Annotated in this window: 17 protein-coding genes and 1 pseudogene; 8 read left to right on the forward strand and 10 right to left on the reverse strand. The window is 63.1% G+C overall.

Annotated elements, in window-relative coordinates; translation table 11 throughout:
• Nucleotides 1-321: 321 nt before the first annotated feature.
• The 4 genes and pseudogenes from Q9316_RS23780 to Q9316_RS23795 form a co-directional block, all read right to left on the reverse strand.
• Nucleotides 322-1,562 (reverse strand): annotated as a pseudogene (locus tag Q9316_RS23780) (type II toxin-antitoxin system HipA family toxin).
• Nucleotides 1,555-1,869 (reverse strand): helix-turn-helix domain-containing protein, encoded by a 315-nt coding sequence (locus tag Q9316_RS23785; protein ID WP_306036280.1) that lies wholly within the window; start codon nt 1,867-1,869, stop codon nt 1,555-1,557. Before Q9316_RS23785 ends, Q9316_RS23780 begins: the two are co-directional and overlap by 8 nt.
• The gene (locus Q9316_RS23790; protein WP_306036386.1) at nt 1,821-1,976 is read right to left on the reverse strand and encodes a hypothetical protein; all 156 of its coding nucleotides are present in this window, start codon (nt 1,974-1,976) and stop codon (nt 1,821-1,823) included. The genes Q9316_RS23785 and Q9316_RS23790 overlap by 49 nt, the downstream gene beginning before the upstream one ends.
• Nucleotides 1,977-2,022: 46 nt before the next feature.
• Nucleotides 2,023-2,490, reverse strand: coding sequence for a helix-turn-helix domain-containing protein (locus Q9316_RS23795; RefSeq protein WP_306036281.1), 468 nt, complete (start codon nt 2,488-2,490; stop codon nt 2,023-2,025).
• 71 nt (nt 2,491-2,561) lie between these two features.
• On the opposite strand from Q9316_RS23795, the gene Q9316_RS23800 reads away from it, so the two are divergent.
• Together Q9316_RS23800 and Q9316_RS23805 are read left to right on the forward strand one after the other, a co-directional pair.
• Nucleotides 2,562-3,752, forward strand: a complete 1,191-nt coding sequence (locus tag Q9316_RS23800; RefSeq protein WP_306036282.1) for an MFS transporter — start codon at nt 2,562-2,564, stop codon at nt 3,750-3,752.
• An 18-nt stretch (nt 3,753-3,770) separates the two neighbouring features.
• The gene (locus Q9316_RS23805; protein WP_306036283.1) at nt 3,771-4,340 is read left to right on the forward strand and encodes a GNAT family N-acetyltransferase; all 570 of its coding nucleotides are present in this window, start codon (nt 3,771-3,773) and stop codon (nt 4,338-4,340) included.
• A gap of 177 nt (nt 4,341-4,517) precedes the next feature.
• Here Q9316_RS23805 and Q9316_RS23810 read toward each other — a convergent pair whose 3' ends face one another.
• Genes Q9316_RS23810 through Q9316_RS23835 form a run of 6 tightly spaced genes read right to left on the reverse strand, consistent with a single transcriptional unit; the run spans nt 4,518 to nt 10,816 of the window.
• Complete coding sequence (locus Q9316_RS23810; RefSeq protein WP_306036284.1) at nt 4,518-5,537, reverse strand: histone deacetylase family protein; 1,020 nt, start codon at nt 5,535-5,537, stop codon at nt 4,518-4,520.
• A 12-nt stretch (nt 5,538-5,549) separates the two neighbouring features.
• Entirely contained in the window at nt 5,550-6,932 is a 1,383-nt protein-coding gene (locus Q9316_RS23815) for an aminotransferase (protein WP_306036285.1), read from the reverse strand.
• Nucleotides 6,933-6,974: 42 nt separating this feature from the next.
• Nucleotides 6,975-7,784 (reverse strand): ABC transporter permease, encoded by an 810-nt coding sequence (locus Q9316_RS23820; protein ID WP_306036286.1) that lies wholly within the window; start codon nt 7,782-7,784, stop codon nt 6,975-6,977.
• Complete coding sequence (locus Q9316_RS23825) at nt 7,784-8,686, reverse strand: ABC transporter permease (protein ID WP_371878081.1); 903 nt, start codon at nt 8,684-8,686, stop codon at nt 7,784-7,786. The genes Q9316_RS23820 and Q9316_RS23825 overlap by 1 nt, the downstream gene beginning before the upstream one ends.
• Complete coding sequence (locus Q9316_RS23830) at nt 8,683-9,750, reverse strand: ABC transporter ATP-binding protein (RefSeq protein WP_306036287.1); 1,068 nt, start codon at nt 9,748-9,750, stop codon at nt 8,683-8,685. The genes Q9316_RS23825 and Q9316_RS23830 overlap by 4 nt, the downstream gene beginning before the upstream one ends.
• A 22-nt stretch (nt 9,751-9,772) precedes the next feature.
• The gene (locus Q9316_RS23835; RefSeq protein ID WP_306036288.1) at nt 9,773-10,816 is read right to left on the reverse strand and encodes an ABC transporter substrate-binding protein; all 1,044 of its coding nucleotides are present in this window, start codon (nt 10,814-10,816) and stop codon (nt 9,773-9,775) included.
• Nucleotides 10,817-10,992: 176 nt separating this feature from the next.
• On the opposite strand from Q9316_RS23835, the gene Q9316_RS23840 reads away from it, so the two are divergent.
• From Q9316_RS23840 to Q9316_RS23865, 6 genes are all read left to right on the forward strand, one after another.
• On the forward strand, nt 10,993-11,559 hold the full coding sequence (locus Q9316_RS23840) for a MarR family winged helix-turn-helix transcriptional regulator (protein ID WP_306036289.1): 567 nt from the start codon (nt 10,993-10,995) through the stop codon (nt 11,557-11,559).
• A gap of 79 nt (nt 11,560-11,638) precedes the next feature.
• Complete coding sequence (locus tag Q9316_RS23845) at nt 11,639-12,565, forward strand: hydroxymethylglutaryl-CoA lyase (protein WP_306036290.1); 927 nt, start codon at nt 11,639-11,641, stop codon at nt 12,563-12,565.
• 8 nt (nt 12,566-12,573) lie between these two features.
• The gene (locus Q9316_RS23850; RefSeq protein ID WP_306036291.1) at nt 12,574-13,320 is read left to right on the forward strand and encodes an enoyl-CoA hydratase/isomerase family protein; all 747 of its coding nucleotides are present in this window, start codon (nt 12,574-12,576) and stop codon (nt 13,318-13,320) included.
• Nucleotides 13,320-14,507, forward strand: a complete 1,188-nt coding sequence (locus Q9316_RS23855; RefSeq protein ID WP_306036292.1) for a CaiB/BaiF CoA transferase family protein — start codon at nt 13,320-13,322, stop codon at nt 14,505-14,507. Before Q9316_RS23850 ends, Q9316_RS23855 begins: the two co-directional genes overlap by 1 nt.
• Nucleotides 14,507-15,286 carry an enoyl-CoA hydratase/isomerase family protein gene (locus Q9316_RS23860; RefSeq protein WP_306036293.1) on the forward strand — a complete coding sequence of 260 codons (780 nt, stop codon included), beginning with the start codon at nt 14,507-14,509 and terminating at the stop codon, nt 15,284-15,286. The genes Q9316_RS23855 and Q9316_RS23860 overlap by 1 nt, the downstream gene beginning before the upstream one ends.
• A complete protein-coding gene (locus Q9316_RS23865; RefSeq protein WP_306036294.1) occupies nt 15,276-16,898 on the forward strand; it encodes an AMP-binding protein in 1,623 nt (540 codons plus the stop codon). The genes Q9316_RS23860 and Q9316_RS23865 overlap by 11 nt, the downstream gene beginning before the upstream one ends.
• Nucleotides 16,899-16,900 lie beyond the last annotated feature (2 nt).

A 16,900-nucleotide genomic window follows, 5' to 3' on the forward strand; every position in this document is an offset into this window, starting at 1 on the left:
TCGGAGATCGCAGCGGTCTACACCGTCTTCACACCTGCCGACGACGGAGCGCCCCAGTCTGGAAAGGGTCACGCTCGTCTTGAAGTTGGCGGCCGGTGCTTTCCTCACACTTTCGCCGCAGAGGCGCCATGACCTGCACCCTAAGCGCATGAGATCGCCTTTCAGCTTGCAAAGTCGAAGCGTCGGTCATCTGCCGATAGCCTGGTTGCGTTGCGGATTGAGGAGGTCTTAGCCTCGGCACGCCGTGTCATGACAGATGCGGGATTACATTCGCACCTTATTATTGACTATCGGGCGCGGGCTCCATTCGGCCGGATGGCTTCACTCCGCGCACGTGCCAAGGATCGGCGTCATCAGCCTTACATGCGTATCGATACGCTCGAGAACCTTCGCTGGAGCGACAGTACGTTCCGGCAGCGACCACCAGACCTTATTGACACGCTCGACCGTATCGACCACCGCTTTAAGCACGGCCGCTTCCGGCAAGCGCGCGCGATTGGCGAAGGCTTTCCATCGTTGCGCACTCAACGCCTTGAAGGGGCGCTCGCCGGCAAGCGACAGCGCCATTGCATTGGCTGGGATGTAAGGGATTGTCGACAGCACGTCGTAGACAGGCGCAAACTCCGGTCTGTCGCCCGCTCCGCGATAGATCAACGACCAGTTTTTCAGGTGCATGTCACCATTGCCGGTTATGGCAGCCAGAGCCAATCGGCGGACGAACTCGAGCGCAGCGTCGGACGAAACGGCGACGTTCAGGGCTGCAGCGATATCATGATATGCAGTTCCTTCGTATTTCCGCGAAGGATAGACGCCGAATACCTGCGCGAAATCCTCGATATGGATCCGCTCGCCATCTGCGCCACGATCGAAACGTTTGACGAGCAGGACTCTGCCGTCCGACAGCGTCTCGAACTCCTTCGGGATACCTGCAAACTCTGATTGTTCGACGAGTTCACGCTCCGGAACCTCCATGCCAATCGCTTCAGCCAGTGCAAGATTGGCATATTCGTTTTCCGACACGCCGGGGGAAACTTGGCGATATAGGCCCCCTGCTCGTCGCCGACCGGCAACGTCAGTCCACCGCCCTTCCCCGTGTTCTTGATGACCGAAAGCTTCATCTGAACGCCGGCGAGCGAAAACCGGGCTTTCGGCTTTATAGCGGGCAGATTGTCGAGACGGGCAATCGTCCCGTCGCTCGGCACGACGCGGACGGCGCCTGGCAGATCCGAACCGAGCGCGACGAGCAGGTCGAAATCGTTTCCGGCGCGGACACTCCCCGCGTGGTGTTTTTCCATTGCTTCCCGCAGCTTGTCTTCAGGGAGCAGATTTGCAAAGAACGCGGGCAAAGCGCGGGCAACGGGTTTCGGGTCCTTGCGCAAGCCGCCAGTGGCTGCGCGAAAAGACAGGCTGAGCACTGGGAAGCCGCCCGATGCGCGATAGCTGTCCTCGAAGCTGAAGGCGTTGAAATCGCCAGGCGTCCTGACGATCGTGCCGACCTTCATATCGTTCAGCAGCACGTCGAGCGACGAGATGGATCTCGGATCGGATGAGGCGTCAGGCATTCTCATCCCCATCTGCACGAGCCATGAATGCCGGGAGATCGTCGAGATCGTCATGCGGTCGGAGCAGCGCGTCGACGGCCGGAACCATTGCCTGCGGTATAAGCATTAGCTCAAGCCCGAGAGCGCGGCCGATGTTGATCAAGGTGGTCGTGCGCGCGGCACTGCTACCGGCCTCTATCTCGCGATAGCGGGGGCGCGATATCCCCGCCATGTCGGCAACCTGCTCCTGGGTCAGTTGCTGGCCTTTACGGGTATCCTTCAGCAACCGCCCGATTTCCAACAAGGCATCTGACCCAGACCGTGCCATTTGAAGTAGTTTTCCCAGTTGCACCGCCCACGGCTTGTAAAGTCGATTTCCATCTCCCGGAAGGCGAGATCAAACACCTTCGGCTGGATCGGCATGAAGCGATCCATGTCCTTTCGGCCGTCAGAGTCGCAAGGTAGCCGCGACGTCTTCCGCCTACTTTGTTAGATGGCTGCTTTGGCCCTCAAGCTTCCGCCCACTTGTTGATTGTCGTCTTCGACGCGAGCGTGACTCATGTTTGAGGCCAATGCGCAGCAACTTTTGGAAGCTGGGACACTCCAGATGGGATGGAGCCGGGCAGTCGGCAACATGACGCATGATGGCAGCAAGCGATTCCATTTCTCTCGCCTTGCGCACCAACTCTTCAGCCCTGAGGTGCAACTCTTCGCGAGGGATGAGGACACTGCTATTGTCGCTAAACAATGGGCCGGTCTCGTCCAATGAAAAGCCTGCCGAACGCGCCATGGCAATAAGCGCCAGCCTTTTCAGGACATCGCGCTCGTACTGGCGCCGCATGCCGCGCCGGCCGACGGATTCGATCAGCCCAAGTTCCTCATAATAGCGAAGCGTGGAAGCCGGGTGACCACTAGCGGCAACGACCTGCGCAATATCGAGTGTTTTCATGCTTGACCTCAAGTTGACTTGAACTTGTAGAGTGTCTGCTCTCGATCGAAAATGCAATGGAGGCAAGCCTGATGCAGGAAATCAATGGCCCTGAACAGCCGACAATATGGCGAGATCACCGCGCGATTGCCTTGATGATGGCGGCGTCTCTCACTGTGATGACGGCAGCTACGATAAGCCCGGCCCTGCCTGGGCTGGAGAGACAGTTTGCTTCCAGCGAAACCAACGCATTCCTGACCCGACTTCTCGTGCCAGCGCCGTCCCTTGCAGTCGTCTTGGTCGCTCCGTTGTGCGGTGCGATTGCCGATCGATCCGGCCGTCGGCGGATGCTCTTGTTCGGCTTAAGTCTGTTTATCCTAGCTGGAAGCGCCGGCCTTATCTTGCCGACTCTGCCGCTGATTTTGATCAGTAGACTGTGTTTAGGGGTCGCACTCGCCATGATCATGACCGCCCAAAGCGCACTGATGGCTGATTATTTCTCGGGTAAGGCTCTCCACGCAGTGTCCAGCGGTCAGATCTCGGCACGAAACTTTGGCGGCTTTGTCTTCATCATTCTGGCTGGTCTGCTTGCCTTGGGTGGACCAAGATGGCCCTTTACAGTTTATGCTTTGCCAGTTCTGGCACTCCCATTTTTCTGGCGCGTGATCAGCGACCCACCTGCCGCGAGGAACGATCAGTCCGTGCCTTCTGACTCCAGTTCGCCGAGGTCGCATCAAGCTGTGCGGCTTCTTGCCATTGGCCAAATGGGGCTCACGATGCTGTTCTTCGTCATGCCAACGCAGCTGCCATTCTTCCTTGCCGACACGGGTCATACCTCACCGGCCATGACTGGCGCGGCGCTGGGAGTACTAATGCTTGCGGGTGGCGCTGCCGCTCTCGTTTATCCTCGTGTACAGACTGCACTTGGAAATGCAGGCAACTGGGCTTGCGGCTTCGGGCTTATGGCCGTGGGTTTTGCGATCCTCATTGGCGGCCATGGAGTTTCCATGGTCTTCATCGGAAGTGCAGCCATAGGGGCAGGCTACGCGCTTGCCGCACCAGGGTTTGTCGCCCTGTCGCTGGCAGTGACGGTTCCAGAAGAGCGGGGCAAAACAGGCGCGCTATTGACTGGATCCGTTTTTCTGGGCCAGTTCCTCTCGCCATTCATGAGCAATCCGGCAATCGCGATGTTCGGGTGGCATGCAAGCGGCTTCTCCTTGGCGATCACGCTGGCGATCATCGCCGTGATATGTGCTGTGCTTTCCCGAAGTTCTTCTCACTAGAGGTGGAGACACAGGGCTGTGGCCAAGAAAATTGAAACCGCGCGCCTTATCCTGCGGCCATGGGACGAAAAGGACCTTGAGCGTCTCGTTCTCAGCCTGAACGATTTCGACCTCGCGAAGTGGATGGCTTTCATCCCTCACCCTTATTTGATTTCTGATGCCCATGACTGGATCACAAGGTGCGGGGAGATCACCAAGAAAGGGCCGCGCCCGACGGCTTACGAGTTCGCGGTTGAACTCAAATCGAATGGGCTGCTGATTGGAGGGGTCAGTCTGAACAAGATAAACTGGGAGACACAAACGGGCGGCGGCGGGATTTGGATTACGAGGAACCATCAGGGGTTTGGCTATGGAACGGAGGCGTTCCAAGCGAAGATCGCGTTCGCTTTCCGCGATCTGGGCCTGAAGAGGCTTATTAATGGGTATTTCAAGGGCAACGACCGTTCTTGGGCAATGCAGCGCAAGCTAGGCTATCGACGCGCGGGCGAGGTTGCAGCCCGCTGCATGGCTGACGGAAGACAGACCATTGAACATGTCACCGAGTTGCTGAGCAGTAATTGGGAACACCACCGCGGCCAGAAGCGCTGACACGTTAGCATTTGGCGCGGGACGCTGTTCGCCCGACCTTCTTCGCTTTGAAGGGATTTGAACCGACAACACGTTATTCGACTTTCCTTGCTCAACGAATTCAAACTGCTGCCGTCAGAATTCCGCAATAGCGATAAAAGAATTTTGCAATGCCAAAGCGGCGTAATCCATGGGCTGTTACTGGGAAACGGCAGAAATGAAGGCCGCGAGCGTAGCGGCGAGGTGAGGTGAAACATACCCTCCTTCCTGGACGATGACGGTCGGGACCCGTAGCTCCGCGATAGTCCCTGCTATGCGGGCAAAGTCCTCGTCGTTCACCCCCATACAGGCGAAGGGATCGTTCACGGACGCGTCAAGGCCGAGGGCAAGGACCAGGAAGTCGGCGCCGAACCGTCGGACTTCATCACACGCCGCCCGCACCGCCGCCAGGTAGCCCGCGCCGTCGCTGCCGAGCGGAAGAGGAAAATTGCGGTTCCTTCCGGCCCCCGCGCCGAGCCCACATTCATCGGCATAACCCGCGTAATATGGGTAGAGAGAGGCAGGGTCTCCATGCACTGACAACGTCATGACGTCACCGCGATCGTAGAACATCGTCTGCGTCCCGTTGCCATGGTGCACATCAATGTCGAGAATTGCGACGCGCCGTCCTGCCAGGACCGCCCGTTCGGCGGCAAGGGCGGAGTTGTTTAGATAGCAGAAGCCGCCGGCCTTGTCGCGATAGGCATGATGGCCGGGCGGCCGGCACAAGGCGTACACCATACCTTCGCCTTCAAGCACGCGCGCCGCGGCATCAAGCGCCGTCAGCGCGCTTGCCCGGGCGGCCTCCCAGGTTCCTTCCACCAGAACGCAGCCGGCATCGGCCTGATAGAAGCCGGCACGGCCGAGAAGATCGTCGGGACGCCGGGTCATATAGACGTTCGGGTGGATGCTGGACCGCAGCTCCGGGCCATTGCCCGGGATAGTGCGCCAAGCGGCAAAGCCGTTCTCGAGGAAGTCGAGGTAGCCAGGGTCATGCACCGCACCGATCAGACTGGTATCGGCGGCGGCAGGCGCGACGACATCGATACCCGCCAGCGCCAACCCCTCCCTCAGCAGCACTATGCGTTCGGGAACCTCGAGATTGGGTTTCAGCACGCCGCCCGCGATGCGGGTCAGGGGCCGGTGCAGCGCCTGCCGTTCGTCATAGATCGCCAGCACGACGGCCTCCTTTCAGTCGCCGAGCCGGCCGCCGTCGGCGAGGTACGCGTCAAGAGACTTGTCGAGAGCGTCGCGGAACCGGGAGACGACCGCATCGATCTGCTCCGGCGTGCTGATGAGCGGCGGCGCGAAGGCGATCGCCGTGCCGAGGGAACGGCAGACCAGTCCGTTCTCGAAGGCGCGGTTCTGAATGCCTATGCCAAACTGCATCTCGGCAGGAAAGGCTTCGCGCGTCCGCTTGTCGCGGACGATCTCGACCCCCCACATCAGGCCGACGCCGCGCACCTCGCCGACGAGCGGATGATCGGCAAGCGGCATCATGCCCTCGGCCATGCGCTCCCCGAGCGCCGCGACACCGTCGATGATGCCATCCTCCTCGTAGATCCTGAGCGCCTCGACGCCGACGGCGCATGCAACAGGATGTGCGCCGTAGGTGTAACCATGGCCGAAGACGCCGATCTTCTCGCTTTGCGCCTTCATGCCGGCATAAAGCCGCTCGGAAAGCAGGACAGCTGAGAGCGGCATATAGGCGGCGGTCAGCGCCTTGGCGCAGGTAATCATGTCCGGCTCCAACCCGAAGGTCTGGCTTCCCCACCAGGCGCCGGTGCGCCCGAAGCCGGTGATGACCTCATCGGCCACCAAGAGGACGTCATGTTCCTTCAGGACCTTTTGGATCTTTTCGAAATAGGTTTTCGGTGGAATGACAACGCCGCCCGTGCCCATAGCCGGCTCGGCGAAGAAGGCCGCAACCGTATCCGGCCCCTCCGCCAAGATCAGCGCATCCAGTTCCTCCGCAAGACGCGTGGAAAAGTCCTCCTCCGTCTCCCCCGGCCGGCCCTCGCGATAAAAATGAGGGCATGTGACATGCAGAAAGCCCGGCAGGGGTAGGTTGAACTCGCGGTGTAAGTGCGGCAGGCCGGTGATGCTGGCCGAACCAATCGAGGTTCCGTGATAGCCGCGGTTGCGCGCGATGATCTTCTTCTTCTCCGGCTTGCCTTGGGCGTGGAAATAGTACCAGGCGAGCTTGACGGCGGTGTCGTTCGCCTCCGAGCCGGAGCTCTGGAAGAGCACCTTCGACATCGGAACTGGCGCGATCTTCAGGAGACGCTCCGAAAGCTCGATCGCCGGCTCCGTCGCGCGGTGGGCAAAGTTCTGGTAGTAGGGCAATGTATTGAGCTGGCGCGTCGCCGCATCGACCAGGCGCTTCTCGCTCATGCCAAGCGCCGCGCACCAGAGGCCGGACATACCCTCGATATATTGCTTGCCGTCGTCGTCGTAGACATAGGCGCCTTCGCCGCGGGCCATGATTGTCGGCCCGACGGTCTCATGGGCGGCAAGATTGGTCTGCGGATGAATCTGGGACGCGATGTCGCGCATGCGCAGCGAATTGTACATGGTTTCCTCCTGAAATGTGATGCGGGGCGCATCGGATGGGCGTCACACGTCCTTGCGCTTCACGAACTGGGCAGCGATCAGGACGACGATCGACAGCGCCACCAGCATTGACGATATGGCGGCGACGGTCGGATCGACCTGATCGCGGATGTTGGCGAACATGCGCTTGGTCAACGTCGAGTTCGCGCCGCTCGACACAAACAGCGACACGACGACCTCGTCGAAGGACGTGACGAAGGCGAAAAGCATTCCGGAGAAGACCGAAATGCGGATCTGCGGCAGCGTGACGCTGAGAAAGGCCGTCACGGGAGAGGCCCCGAGGCTGCGGGCGGCGCGTTCGAGATTGGGATCGAAACTCTTCAGCCCGTTGCCGACGGCGATCATGACGAACGGGATAGCAAGCGTTGTATGCGCCAGAACAAGGCCTGTGATGGTGTTGTTGAGCCCAAAGCGGGCGTAGACGAAGAACACGCCTATCGCGACGAAGATCAGCGGGATCATCATCGGCAGCATCAGCAGGCCGCGTGTGAGGGGCGCGAAGAGGCTGGTCGCCTTGTAAAGCCCGTAGGAGGCCAGTGTGCCCAGCACGGTGGCCAGCACCGTCGTGAGGCCTGCCACCTTGAGCGAGACCACGGCGGACTGGATCCATTCCGGCGACGTGAAGAAGGCTTCGTACCAGCGCAGGCTGAGGCTGCGTGGCGGAAACTCGAGATATTGCGAGTCCGAGAATGACATCGGCATCACGAGGATGCAGGGAATGACCAAGAAGGCCATGACGAGCGCAACCGTCGCATAGAGCCATAGGCGCTGGCCATGAGTGACCTGGGTGGAGGTGGCGGGCGTGTTCAGCATCACATTTTCCCCGCGGAAAAGCTCAAGGCGTCGGTCAGCCTGCGCACGCCCCACAGAACGACGGCCGTCACCACCAGCAGCGCCACGCTGAGGGCGCTCGCCGCGCCCCAGTTGGAGAATTTCGAGACGGCATCGGCGATCTGCGTGGACCACATGGCGACACGTCCGCCGCCGAGTAGAGCCGGCGTCAGGTAGAAACCGAGGCAAAGCACGAAGGTCAGTGCGCCGCCCGAGGCAAGGCCGGGCATCGACAACGGCAGGAAGACCTGTCGGAACGCCTGGCTCGGCGAGGCGCCGCAATTGGCCGCCGCGCGCAGGAGCACCGGGTCGATTGCCTTCATGGACGCATAGAGCGGCAGGATCAGGAAGGGCAGCATGACATGCACCATGCCGATGATCGTGCCCGTCAGATTGTGCACCAGCGCAAGCGGTTCGTCGACCACGCCCACCGAAAGCAGCCAATCGTTGATGACGCCGTTGCGCTGCAACAGGACCAGCCAGGCATAGGTGCGCACCAGCACCGAAGTCCAGAACGGCAGGATGACGAACACCAGGAGGATCTGCGCGGCGCGCGCGGAAAGCTGCGACAGGAGGTAGGCGACCGGATAGCCGAAGACCACGCAGAGCGCCGTCACCAGGCCGGCGACCTTGAAGGTGGTGAGGAAGCTGCTGACATAGGCGGGCCGCAGCAGCCGGGCGTAGTTCTGGCTTGTGAGATTGCCGGCGGCGTCGAACAACGAAAGCCAGGCAAGCCACGCGAAGGGAATGAGAAGAATGCAGGTGACGAGCACCAGCGCCGGCAGGGCAAGCCCGCCGAAAATACGCCCTTCCCGGCGCCTGGCGCTCTTGAGCATGGCGCGATTGAGCGGCATGGCGGGGGCTCCATCGATGGCAAGCGTCATGGCGCGGCGCTCCCGATGACGAGGCTCACTTCCGCCGGCAGCCACAGGGCAAGAGTATCGCCAGGCTGCGGCAAGGGCTGCTGTTCCGCCCCTGCGTGGCGGATTGCGACCTCATGCCCGCCGGGCAGCGAGACGGAAACCTGGTTGCAGTCCCCCCGATAGACGACATCGAGCACCCTGCCCTCGATGCGGTTGTCGCGGTCGGGATCGCCCTGCCAGCGCAGACGCTCCGGGCGGACCATGAGCCAGGCCTCTCCCGTCGATGTCACGGCCCTCGTATCGACAAGCCGGAGCGGCCGTCCGTCGAGCACATAGGACTGATCGCGGCGCTCCACGGGCAGGAAGCGCGTCTCGCCCATGAAGCCGGCAACGAACTTGCAGTTCGGGCGATCGTAGACCGTCGCGGGCACGTCGAGCTGGATGATCTTTCCCTTGTCGAGAACCGCGATGCGGTCCGACATGGTCAGGGCTTCCTGCTGGTCGTGCGTGACATAGATCGTTGTCATACCGAGCTGCCTATGCAACCGCTTGAGCTCGATCTGCATGTGCTCGCGCAGGTTTTTGTCGAGTGCGGAGAGCGGCTCGTCCATTAAGAGCAGGCGCGGTTCGAAGACGACGGCCCGCGCCAGCGCCACACGCTGTCGCTGGCCGCCCGACAGCGCGGTGATCCGCCGGTCGGCAAGGTGCTGCATGTGGACGATCTCGAGCGCGTCCATCACCCTCTTGCGGATGGAGGACCTGTCCACCTTTCGCAGCTTCAGCGGATAGGCGACGTTCGAGAAGACGTCCATATGCGGGAACAGCGCATAGTTCTGGAACACCATGCCAAGGTCGCGCTTGTGGGGCGGACGCGTGATGAATTCGACGTCATCGACCAGCAAGCTGCCGAGATCGGGCCGCTCGAAGCCGGCGATGACGTTGAGAAGCGTGGTCTTTCCCGAACCGGAAGGACCGAGAAGCGTCAGGAACTCCCCCGCCTTGATATCCAGCGAGACGCCATCGAGCGCCCTGAAGCTGCCATAGGCCTTGTGGACCTCGCGGAGGTTGACTCTGCCCGAGCGCATCCTGTCCTCCCGGCTCTTTCGATCAGTTCGACATCAGCAGGCTGTAGTCCTCACGAACCAGCTCGTTGTTGTCGCGCCACCAGTTGGCGTCGAGGAAGGTCTGTTTCTTGACGTTTTCCGGCGACATGTTGGATTGCGCCAGCACCTCCGGCGAAAACGCCTTCACCTCGAAGGCCAGGCTGTTGGTCGGACCGTAATAGGGCATCATTTCCGGAATGCGCGCCTGCACGTCCGGCGACACCACGCCGGCGATGAACTTCTGAGCGCTCGCCGCATTCGGCGCGCCCTTGAGGATCGCCAGGCAGCCGTAACCCAGGATCGCGTCCTGGTAGGTGAACTTGACCGGCGCTCCGTCCGCGATCACTGACGCCACGCGGCTGCCCCAGATCGCCATCATGTCGACTTCGCCATCCTTGAGGAGCTGGGCGGATTGCGCTCCGGACGACCACCAGACGCCGACATTGGCTTTGATCTTCTCGAGGGCCGCGAGCGCACGCTCGGTGTCGAGCGGATAGAGCTTGTCCTTGTCGACGCCATCAGCGATGAGCGCGATTTCCATCATTTCCTGCGGGTAGGTGCTGAGGGCACGGCGGCCGGGAAAGGCCTCCACATTCCAGAAATCCTGCCAGCTTGCCGGCGCCTTGTCCTTGTAGACATCGGTGCGCCAGGCCAGAACGACAGAATAGGTGTTGGTCGCGATCCAATGTTCGCCATAGCCGCGCGCGTCAAAACCCTTCGTGCTGATCGTGTTGTAGTCGAGCGGCTCGAAAAGCCCCTCCTTGCCGCCGACCGCGCATTCGTCCGCGCCGAGATGCACCACATCCCAGGTCGGGGAGCCGGACTGGACCTGGACTCGCACGGCGGCGAGCCCGTCATGCGTTTCCTCGCGCAATTCAATGCCTGCAGCATCGGCCGCAGGCTGCCAGATCGTCTTGCGTAGGTCCGTCTGAAGGTTGCCGCCAAAGCCGGCGACGGTGAGGACATCCTGCGCCGCAGCGGCGCCAGTGAAGGAGAGCACGCCCGCTGTCGCGGCGATGGTCAAGAATGCGCGATTACACGATGCCATTACCAAGTTCCTCCTCAGGTGATGCTCGGCTGGAGCCATCCTCCACAGCCCGAATGCATGATCGACATTCCGCTCCCTGCGTGCCAATCTAGTTAATGGAATGAACTATATTGTTCACCTTGTCAACTAAATTTCTGCGCGTGGAATCCCCATGCGGAACGGCTTGGAGCAACCATTTGAATAAGAAAGTCGAACACCTCACGGATCGCTCCGACGGCAATTTCTTTCGTGGGCACCTGGCGCCCCAGAAGAGCGAGCCGGACATACGGGACCTGTTCTCCTTCGAACTACAGCGGCTGGCCGGGCTGTCCACCCGCATCGCGGCGCTCTCGATCCGGCCGAAATACGGCATTACCGCCCGAGAATGGCGCGCGCTGGCCGTCCTCAAATATCTCGGCGAAGTGCCGCTACAGGAGCTCGCAAAGCACAGCGGACTCCTGAAGAGCCAGATGAGTCGGACCGTTTCGTCGATGATCGAGCGCGGCTACATCCTCAAGACAGCAAACCCCGAGGACGGGCGCAGCATCCTCCTGAAACTAAGTCCGGAGGGTCTCGATCTGTCGGAAGCGGTCCTGGCCGATGCCTTCGAGCGCAATGAGAACATGCTCTCGACCCTCAGCCACGCCGAGCGGCAGATTTTGATCGAGCTCCTGCAACGGGTGGGACGCAATAGCGCGCACTATTTCCACGACCTCAAAACCCGCGCGTCTCAAGAGGATCTGCGTGAACTGGATGAGGAGTGAAGACGGATGGGCAGAATATTAGTTGACAATATGAACTAAATTTCGCATCACTACCTCCAAGGAAACCGGGAGGATCGAGATGTCGGACGCGCTGACGATCTGCGAGTGCTTTGCAAGGGACGGCTTGCAGCACGAAACGACAGACCTTTCCACGCAAACCAAGATCGCCCTGATCGACGCCATTTCTGAAGCCGGTTTCCCACGCGTGGAAGCGACGAGCTACAGCAGCCCCCATCATGTACCAGCGTTTGCCGATGCCAGCAGCGTCCTCGCCGGCATCCGCCGCCGGCCAGGCACGGCCTATAAGGCGACCTGCCCCAACCTTCATGCCGTCAGGCGCGCAATCGAGGATCGTGAAGCCGGCCACGGCCCGGAGGAGATAAGCCTGCTCGTGTCGGCGACACAGGCGCACACCGAGAAGAACCTGCGCACGACGCGCGAGCAGCAATGGCGCAACATTGCCGAGATGGTCGCGCTGGCGGGCGGCGGGTTCCGCCTGATCGGCGTGATCTCCATGGCGCTCGGCTGCCCCTTCGAAGGCCGGGTTGACCCGGCATCCGTCATCGGCGACCTGAAGGCCTTCTCCGACCTCGGCGTGCACCATGTCTCCATCTGCGATACGACCGGTCACGGCACGCCCGGCAGCGTGCGACGCCTCTTTGCCCGCGCCATGGCCGAGGTGCCCGACGTCACGCCGATCGCCCATTTCCACGACACGCGCGGCACGGGCATCGCCAACTGCATGGCCGCCTACGAGGCCGGCTGCCGCTGGTTCGACAGCGCGATCGGCGGCGTCGGCGGCCACCCCACCCAGATTCGCTATGGCGGCGGCTACACCGGCAATGTGGCGACGGAAGATCTCGTCAATCTCTTCGAAGCCGAGGGCATTGCGACCGGCATCGACATCGACCGGCTCCAGGCCGCCTCGTTGCAATGCGAGGAGGCGCTTGGGCGCGAATTGCAGAGCAAGGTGGCACGCACCGGTTTCGGCCATCTGGCAGCCTAGGATTTTTCATGACACAGACTGACGCTTCACCGATCCTCATCAGCGAAGACCGCGGCCCGGTCCGCATCCTCTCGCTCAACCGGCCCGACAAGCTGAATGCCCTCGACACCGCCCTGACGCAGGCGCTGAACGACACGATGCTCGCCGCAGACGCCGACGAGGCCGTGCGGGCGATTGTGCTGACAGGGACGGGGCGGGCCTTTTGCGCGGGAGCGGACCTTGCAGAGTTCTCCACCCTGACACCGGCCAACCAGGACCTCGTGGAAAAGCGCGCCGACCTCACCTGCCGGACCCAGGCGATGATGCAGCGCCTTTCCAAACCGGTCGTTTCGGCCGTGCGCGGCGCGGCCGTCGGCGGCGGCGCGGGACTGGCGATCGGTTGCGACATGATGGTCGCCGGCGCAGACCTGAAATTCGGCTATCCCGAGCTGAAGCATTCCATCGTGCCGGCACTGGTGATGACCGGCCTGCAACGCTCGCTTGGCCGCAAGGCCGCCTTCGAGATCGTCAGCCTCGGCCGCCTCATCGGGGCAGAAGAGGCACGCGCCCTCGGCCTCGTCAACCGGATCGTCGCGCCGGAGGCGGTCGTCGAGGCGGCGCTGGAGATCGCCGGTCAATGGGCTGACGCCCATCCTAAGGCGATGGCCGCCGTCAAGTCGCTGTACTACCGCGTCGCCGACCTCCCCTATGACGAGGCTATGGCCGCCGGGCGCACCGTCAACGCGCAGATGCGCAGCTTCCGGGAGGAGTGCTGATGAAGCCGCTGGAAGGCATCCGCATCCTCGATTTTTCCCGCGTTCTCGCCGGCCCCATGGCGACGCAGATCCTTGCCGAGCTCGGCGCGGAGGTGACGAAGGTCGAGCGGCCGGGCACAGGCGATGAATCCCGTCTGTTCGAGCCACGGCTGCCCCGCGGCGAAAGCGCCTATTTCTTCGCGTTCAACCGCGCCAAGCGATCCATGACGCTGAACCTGAAATCGCCCGAGGGGCAAGAGATCGCCGCCAGGTTGGCGGAGACGCACGACGTCGTTCTGGAGAACTTCCTGCCCGGCGAGATGGACCGCTTCAATCTCGGCTACGACGCCCTCTCCCGCCGCAATCCCGGCCTCGTTTATGTCTCGAACACCGGCTTCGGGCAGACCGGACCCTATCGCCTGCGCAATGGCTACGACACGATCTTCCAGGCGCTCTCCGGCATCATGCATCTCACCGGCCATCCCGACGCGCCGCCTGCCAAGGCCGGCATTCCGGTCTCGGACATGACATCGGGCCTGTGGATCGCAATCGCGATCCTGACGGGGCTGGTCGGGCGCGGGCGCAGCGGCCGGGGATGCCATGTCGACTTGTCGATGATGGACGTCCAGACCAGCCTGCTTGCGCTTGCCGCCGCCCGCCTCTTTGCGTTGGACGAGGACATCGGCCGCTCGGGAACGGAGCATCCGGGCCGTGTTCCCTCCGCGGCGTTCCGGTGCGCCGATGGGGGATGGCTGCATATCAGTGGCAGCGACCAGCACTGGGACGCTATCTGCGGGGTCCTCGGCCTCGACGATCTTGCCGCCGACGCGGCCTTGGGGAAGAACGCGGCCCGCGTCGCCGCCCGCGAACGGGTCATGGCGGGCATGCGGCAGGCGATCGCACAGCGCGACCGCGGACCGCTCGCCGAGGCACTGCGAGACCGCGGCGTGCCGGCCGGCGAGGTGAATACGGTCCGCGAGATCCTGGGCGACCCGCACAGCGAGGCCCGCGGCGCCGTCGGTACGTTCGATCACCCGGAGGAGGGCGCCGTGCGCGCCTTGCGCACGCCGCTGCGCTTTGTGGGCTACGAGGATCCTGCGATCGGCTGTCCGCCGCCGCTCGGTGCGGACACGGCGGCGCTGCTTGCCGGGGAGTTGGGCATGGCGGCCGAGACCATCGATCGGCTGAGGAATGAGGGAGTGATCTGATGAGCAAAGCGAAACCCCCGGTTCTCCTGCGGCGCGAGGCGGGTGTCGCCCATGTGGTCCTCGACCGCGCGGAAGCGCGCAACGCCCTCAACCTGCCGATGTGCCTTGCGCTGAAGGAGACTTTCGAGGCGCTCGATGCCGATGCCGACATCCGCGCCGTCGTGCTTTCGGCAAACGGTCCCGTCTTCTGCGCCGGTGCGGACCTGAAGGAGCGGAACGGCCGGGACGAGGCCTGGGTGATCGCCCGGCGCCGCGCCTCCTTTGCTGCCTACGACGCCATCGCCCGCTGCCGCAAGCCGGTGGTCGCGGCAACGCAAGGCCCTGTGGTCGGCTCCGGCGGCGAGATCCTGATGAGCTGCGACTTCGTGATCGCATCGGAGAAGACGACCTTCCGCTTCCCGGAGCCGCAATGGGGCACGGTCGGCGCAACGCAGCGCCTGCAACGCACGATCGGCAAGATGCGGGCCAAGGAACTCCTGTTCACCGGCCGCACCATGCCGGTCGAGGAGGCCTACCAGCTTGGCCTCGTCGCCCGCATCGTGCCGGCGGAGGCCCTGGCCGAAACCATCGCCGGCATCGCCGAGGCGATCGCCGCGGCGCCGCCGCTTGCCATGGCGCTGACCAAGCAGGCGGTGGATCTCGGCAGCGAAACCGACCTCAACAACGGTATCCGCGTCGAAATGGCCGCAATCGAACGGTGCCTGGCGGACGGCGGCTGGCGCGACGGCCTGAACCGCTTCGCAAACAGCGTCGGAGGCAAGGAAACCCATGATCTCTGACAATGCCGCACCCTTCGATATCGACGCGCTCTGCGCAACGACGATCTCCGCCGCACTCGCGCGGGCCGCAACGCTTGCCGGCGATGTCGAGGCCGTCATCGCGGCGGACGGGCGGCTGACCTACGCCGCGCTTGCCGCGGAGGTCGCACGCATCCGCGACGGACTGGCAGCGCAGGGCGTGAGGAAAGGCGAGCACATCGGCCTTTGCCTCGGCAATTCCACCCGCTGGGTGGCGATCTTTCTGGCGATCGGCTCGCTCGGCGCGGTGGCCGTGCCGATCAACACCCGTTTCGTCGCCGCCGAGATGGCCTATGCGCTTTCCCAGTCGAAGGTCTCGCGCCTCATCCTCTGCGACCGGTTCCTCAAGATCGACTTCATCGACCTGCTGCGGCAGATCGACCCCGCGCTTACCGAGCGGCTGCCCGCTCCCGCCCTTCCGGATCTCAAGCAACTGATCGTCATCGGAGATGACGTGCCGCCCGCGGCCATTGCGTGGGAGGCCCTGCTTGCAAGCGGAACCGCGCCCGCGCAGGCACGGGGCGAGGCCGACGACGCACTGCTCATCCAGTATACGTCCGGCACCACATCCTTTCCGAAAGGCGTTCTCCTCACCCAGCGCAGCATGCTGGGCAACGCCTTCGTCTCCGGTCATCGCATGGGCCTTCGCGTCGGCGACCGGTTCCATAGCGCGCGGCCGTTCTTCCACGTCGCGGGCACGACCCTGTCCATCCTCTCCTGCCTCCAGCACATGGCGACGCTCGTCTCCATGGACCGGTTCGAGCCGGGCGAGGCCCTGCGCCTGATGGAGGCCGAGCGCTGCACGCATTTTTCCGGCAACGACACGATGGCGCTGATGCTGCTCAGCCATCCCGAGCGCCCGGCGCGCCGCCTCGTTCTGCGCGGTGCCTGGCTTGCCGCCTCGCCGACCATCGTCGCCCGCGTCATCGACGAGCTCGGCGCGCGCGAATGCGTCGTCGGCTACGGGCTTTCGGAAGCCGCACCCAACGTCGCGCAATCCTGCTGGTGGGAGCCGGAGGCCGTCCGCATATCGGCCGCCATGCGGCCGCAACCGGGCATCGAGGTCCGCATCGCGAAGGAAGACGGCGAGGATGCCGCTTGCGGCGAACCGGGGGAAATCCTCGTGCGCGGCTGGAGCGTCATGCGGGAGTATTTCGACAAGCCCGCCGAAACGCGGGCCGCGCTCTCGGCCGACGGCTGGCTGTCCACCGGCGATCTCGGCGCGATGGACGAGAACGGCAGGCTGACCTTCCTCGGCCGCGTCAAGGAGATCGTGCGCGTCGGCGGCGAGAACGTCTCGCCGGCCGATGTGGAGAACGTCCTGCATCGCCATGCGGCGATCCGCCAGGCAGCGGTGGTCGGGGTGCCGGACGAGCGCCTCGTCGAGGTGACCGGCGCCTTCGTCATCCTGAGGGAGGGCGCCACGGCCGAACCGGCGGAGATCATGGACTGGGCGAAATCCAACATGGCCGGCTTCAAGGTGCCGCGTCACGTCTGGATCGTCGAGAGCTTCGAAGCGATCGGCATGACGGCAAGCGCCAAGATCCAGAAGAAGCACCTCGCCGAACACGCCCGCAAGCTGATCGGAGCGTGACG

It is taken from the genome of Shinella zoogloeoides (assembly GCF_030733845.1).
GTDB lineage: Bacteria > Pseudomonadota > Alphaproteobacteria > Rhizobiales > Rhizobiaceae > Shinella > Shinella zoogloeoides_C.

Coding starts and splice junctions, on each gene's coding strand:
- Q9316_RS23820 (WP_306036286.1), bottom strand. CDS start 7,784: ATGCTGAACACGCCCGCCACCTCCACCCAGGTCACTCATGGCCAGCGC.
- Q9316_RS23850 (WP_306036291.1), top strand. CDS start 12,574: ATGACACAGACTGACGCTTCACCGATCCTCATCAGCGAAGACCGCGGC.
- Q9316_RS23825 (WP_371878081.1), bottom strand. CDS start 8,686: ATGACGCTTGCCATCGATGGAGCCCCCGCCATGCCGCTCAATCGCGCC.
- Q9316_RS23790 (WP_306036386.1), bottom strand. CDS start 1,976: ATGGATCGCTTCATGCCGATCCAGCCGAAGGTGTTTGATCTCGCCTTC.
- Q9316_RS23860 (WP_306036293.1), top strand. CDS start 14,507: ATGAGCAAAGCGAAACCCCCGGTTCTCCTGCGGCGCGAGGCGGGTGTC.
- Q9316_RS23845 (WP_306036290.1), top strand. CDS start 11,639: ATGTCGGACGCGCTGACGATCTGCGAGTGCTTTGCAAGGGACGGCTTG.
- Q9316_RS23855 (WP_306036292.1), top strand. CDS start 13,320: ATGAAGCCGCTGGAAGGCATCCGCATCCTCGATTTTTCCCGCGTTCTC.
- Q9316_RS23835 (WP_306036288.1), bottom strand. CDS start 10,816: ATGGCATCGTGTAATCGCGCATTCTTGACCATCGCCGCGACAGCGGGC.
- Q9316_RS23815 (WP_306036285.1), bottom strand. CDS start 6,932: ATGTACAATTCGCTGCGCATGCGCGACATCGCGTCCCAGATTCATCCG.
- Q9316_RS23800 (WP_306036282.1), top strand. CDS start 2,562: ATGCAGGAAATCAATGGCCCTGAACAGCCGACAATATGGCGAGATCAC.
- Q9316_RS23795 (WP_306036281.1), bottom strand. CDS start 2,490: ATGAAAACACTCGATATTGCGCAGGTCGTTGCCGCTAGTGGTCACCCG.
- Q9316_RS23785 (WP_306036280.1), bottom strand. CDS start 1,869: ATGGCACGGTCTGGGTCAGATGCCTTGTTGGAAATCGGGCGGTTGCTG.
- Q9316_RS23865 (WP_306036294.1), top strand. CDS start 15,276: ATGATCTCTGACAATGCCGCACCCTTCGATATCGACGCGCTCTGCGCA.
- Q9316_RS23830 (WP_306036287.1), bottom strand. CDS start 9,750: ATGCGCTCGGGCAGAGTCAACCTCCGCGAGGTCCACAAGGCCTATGGC.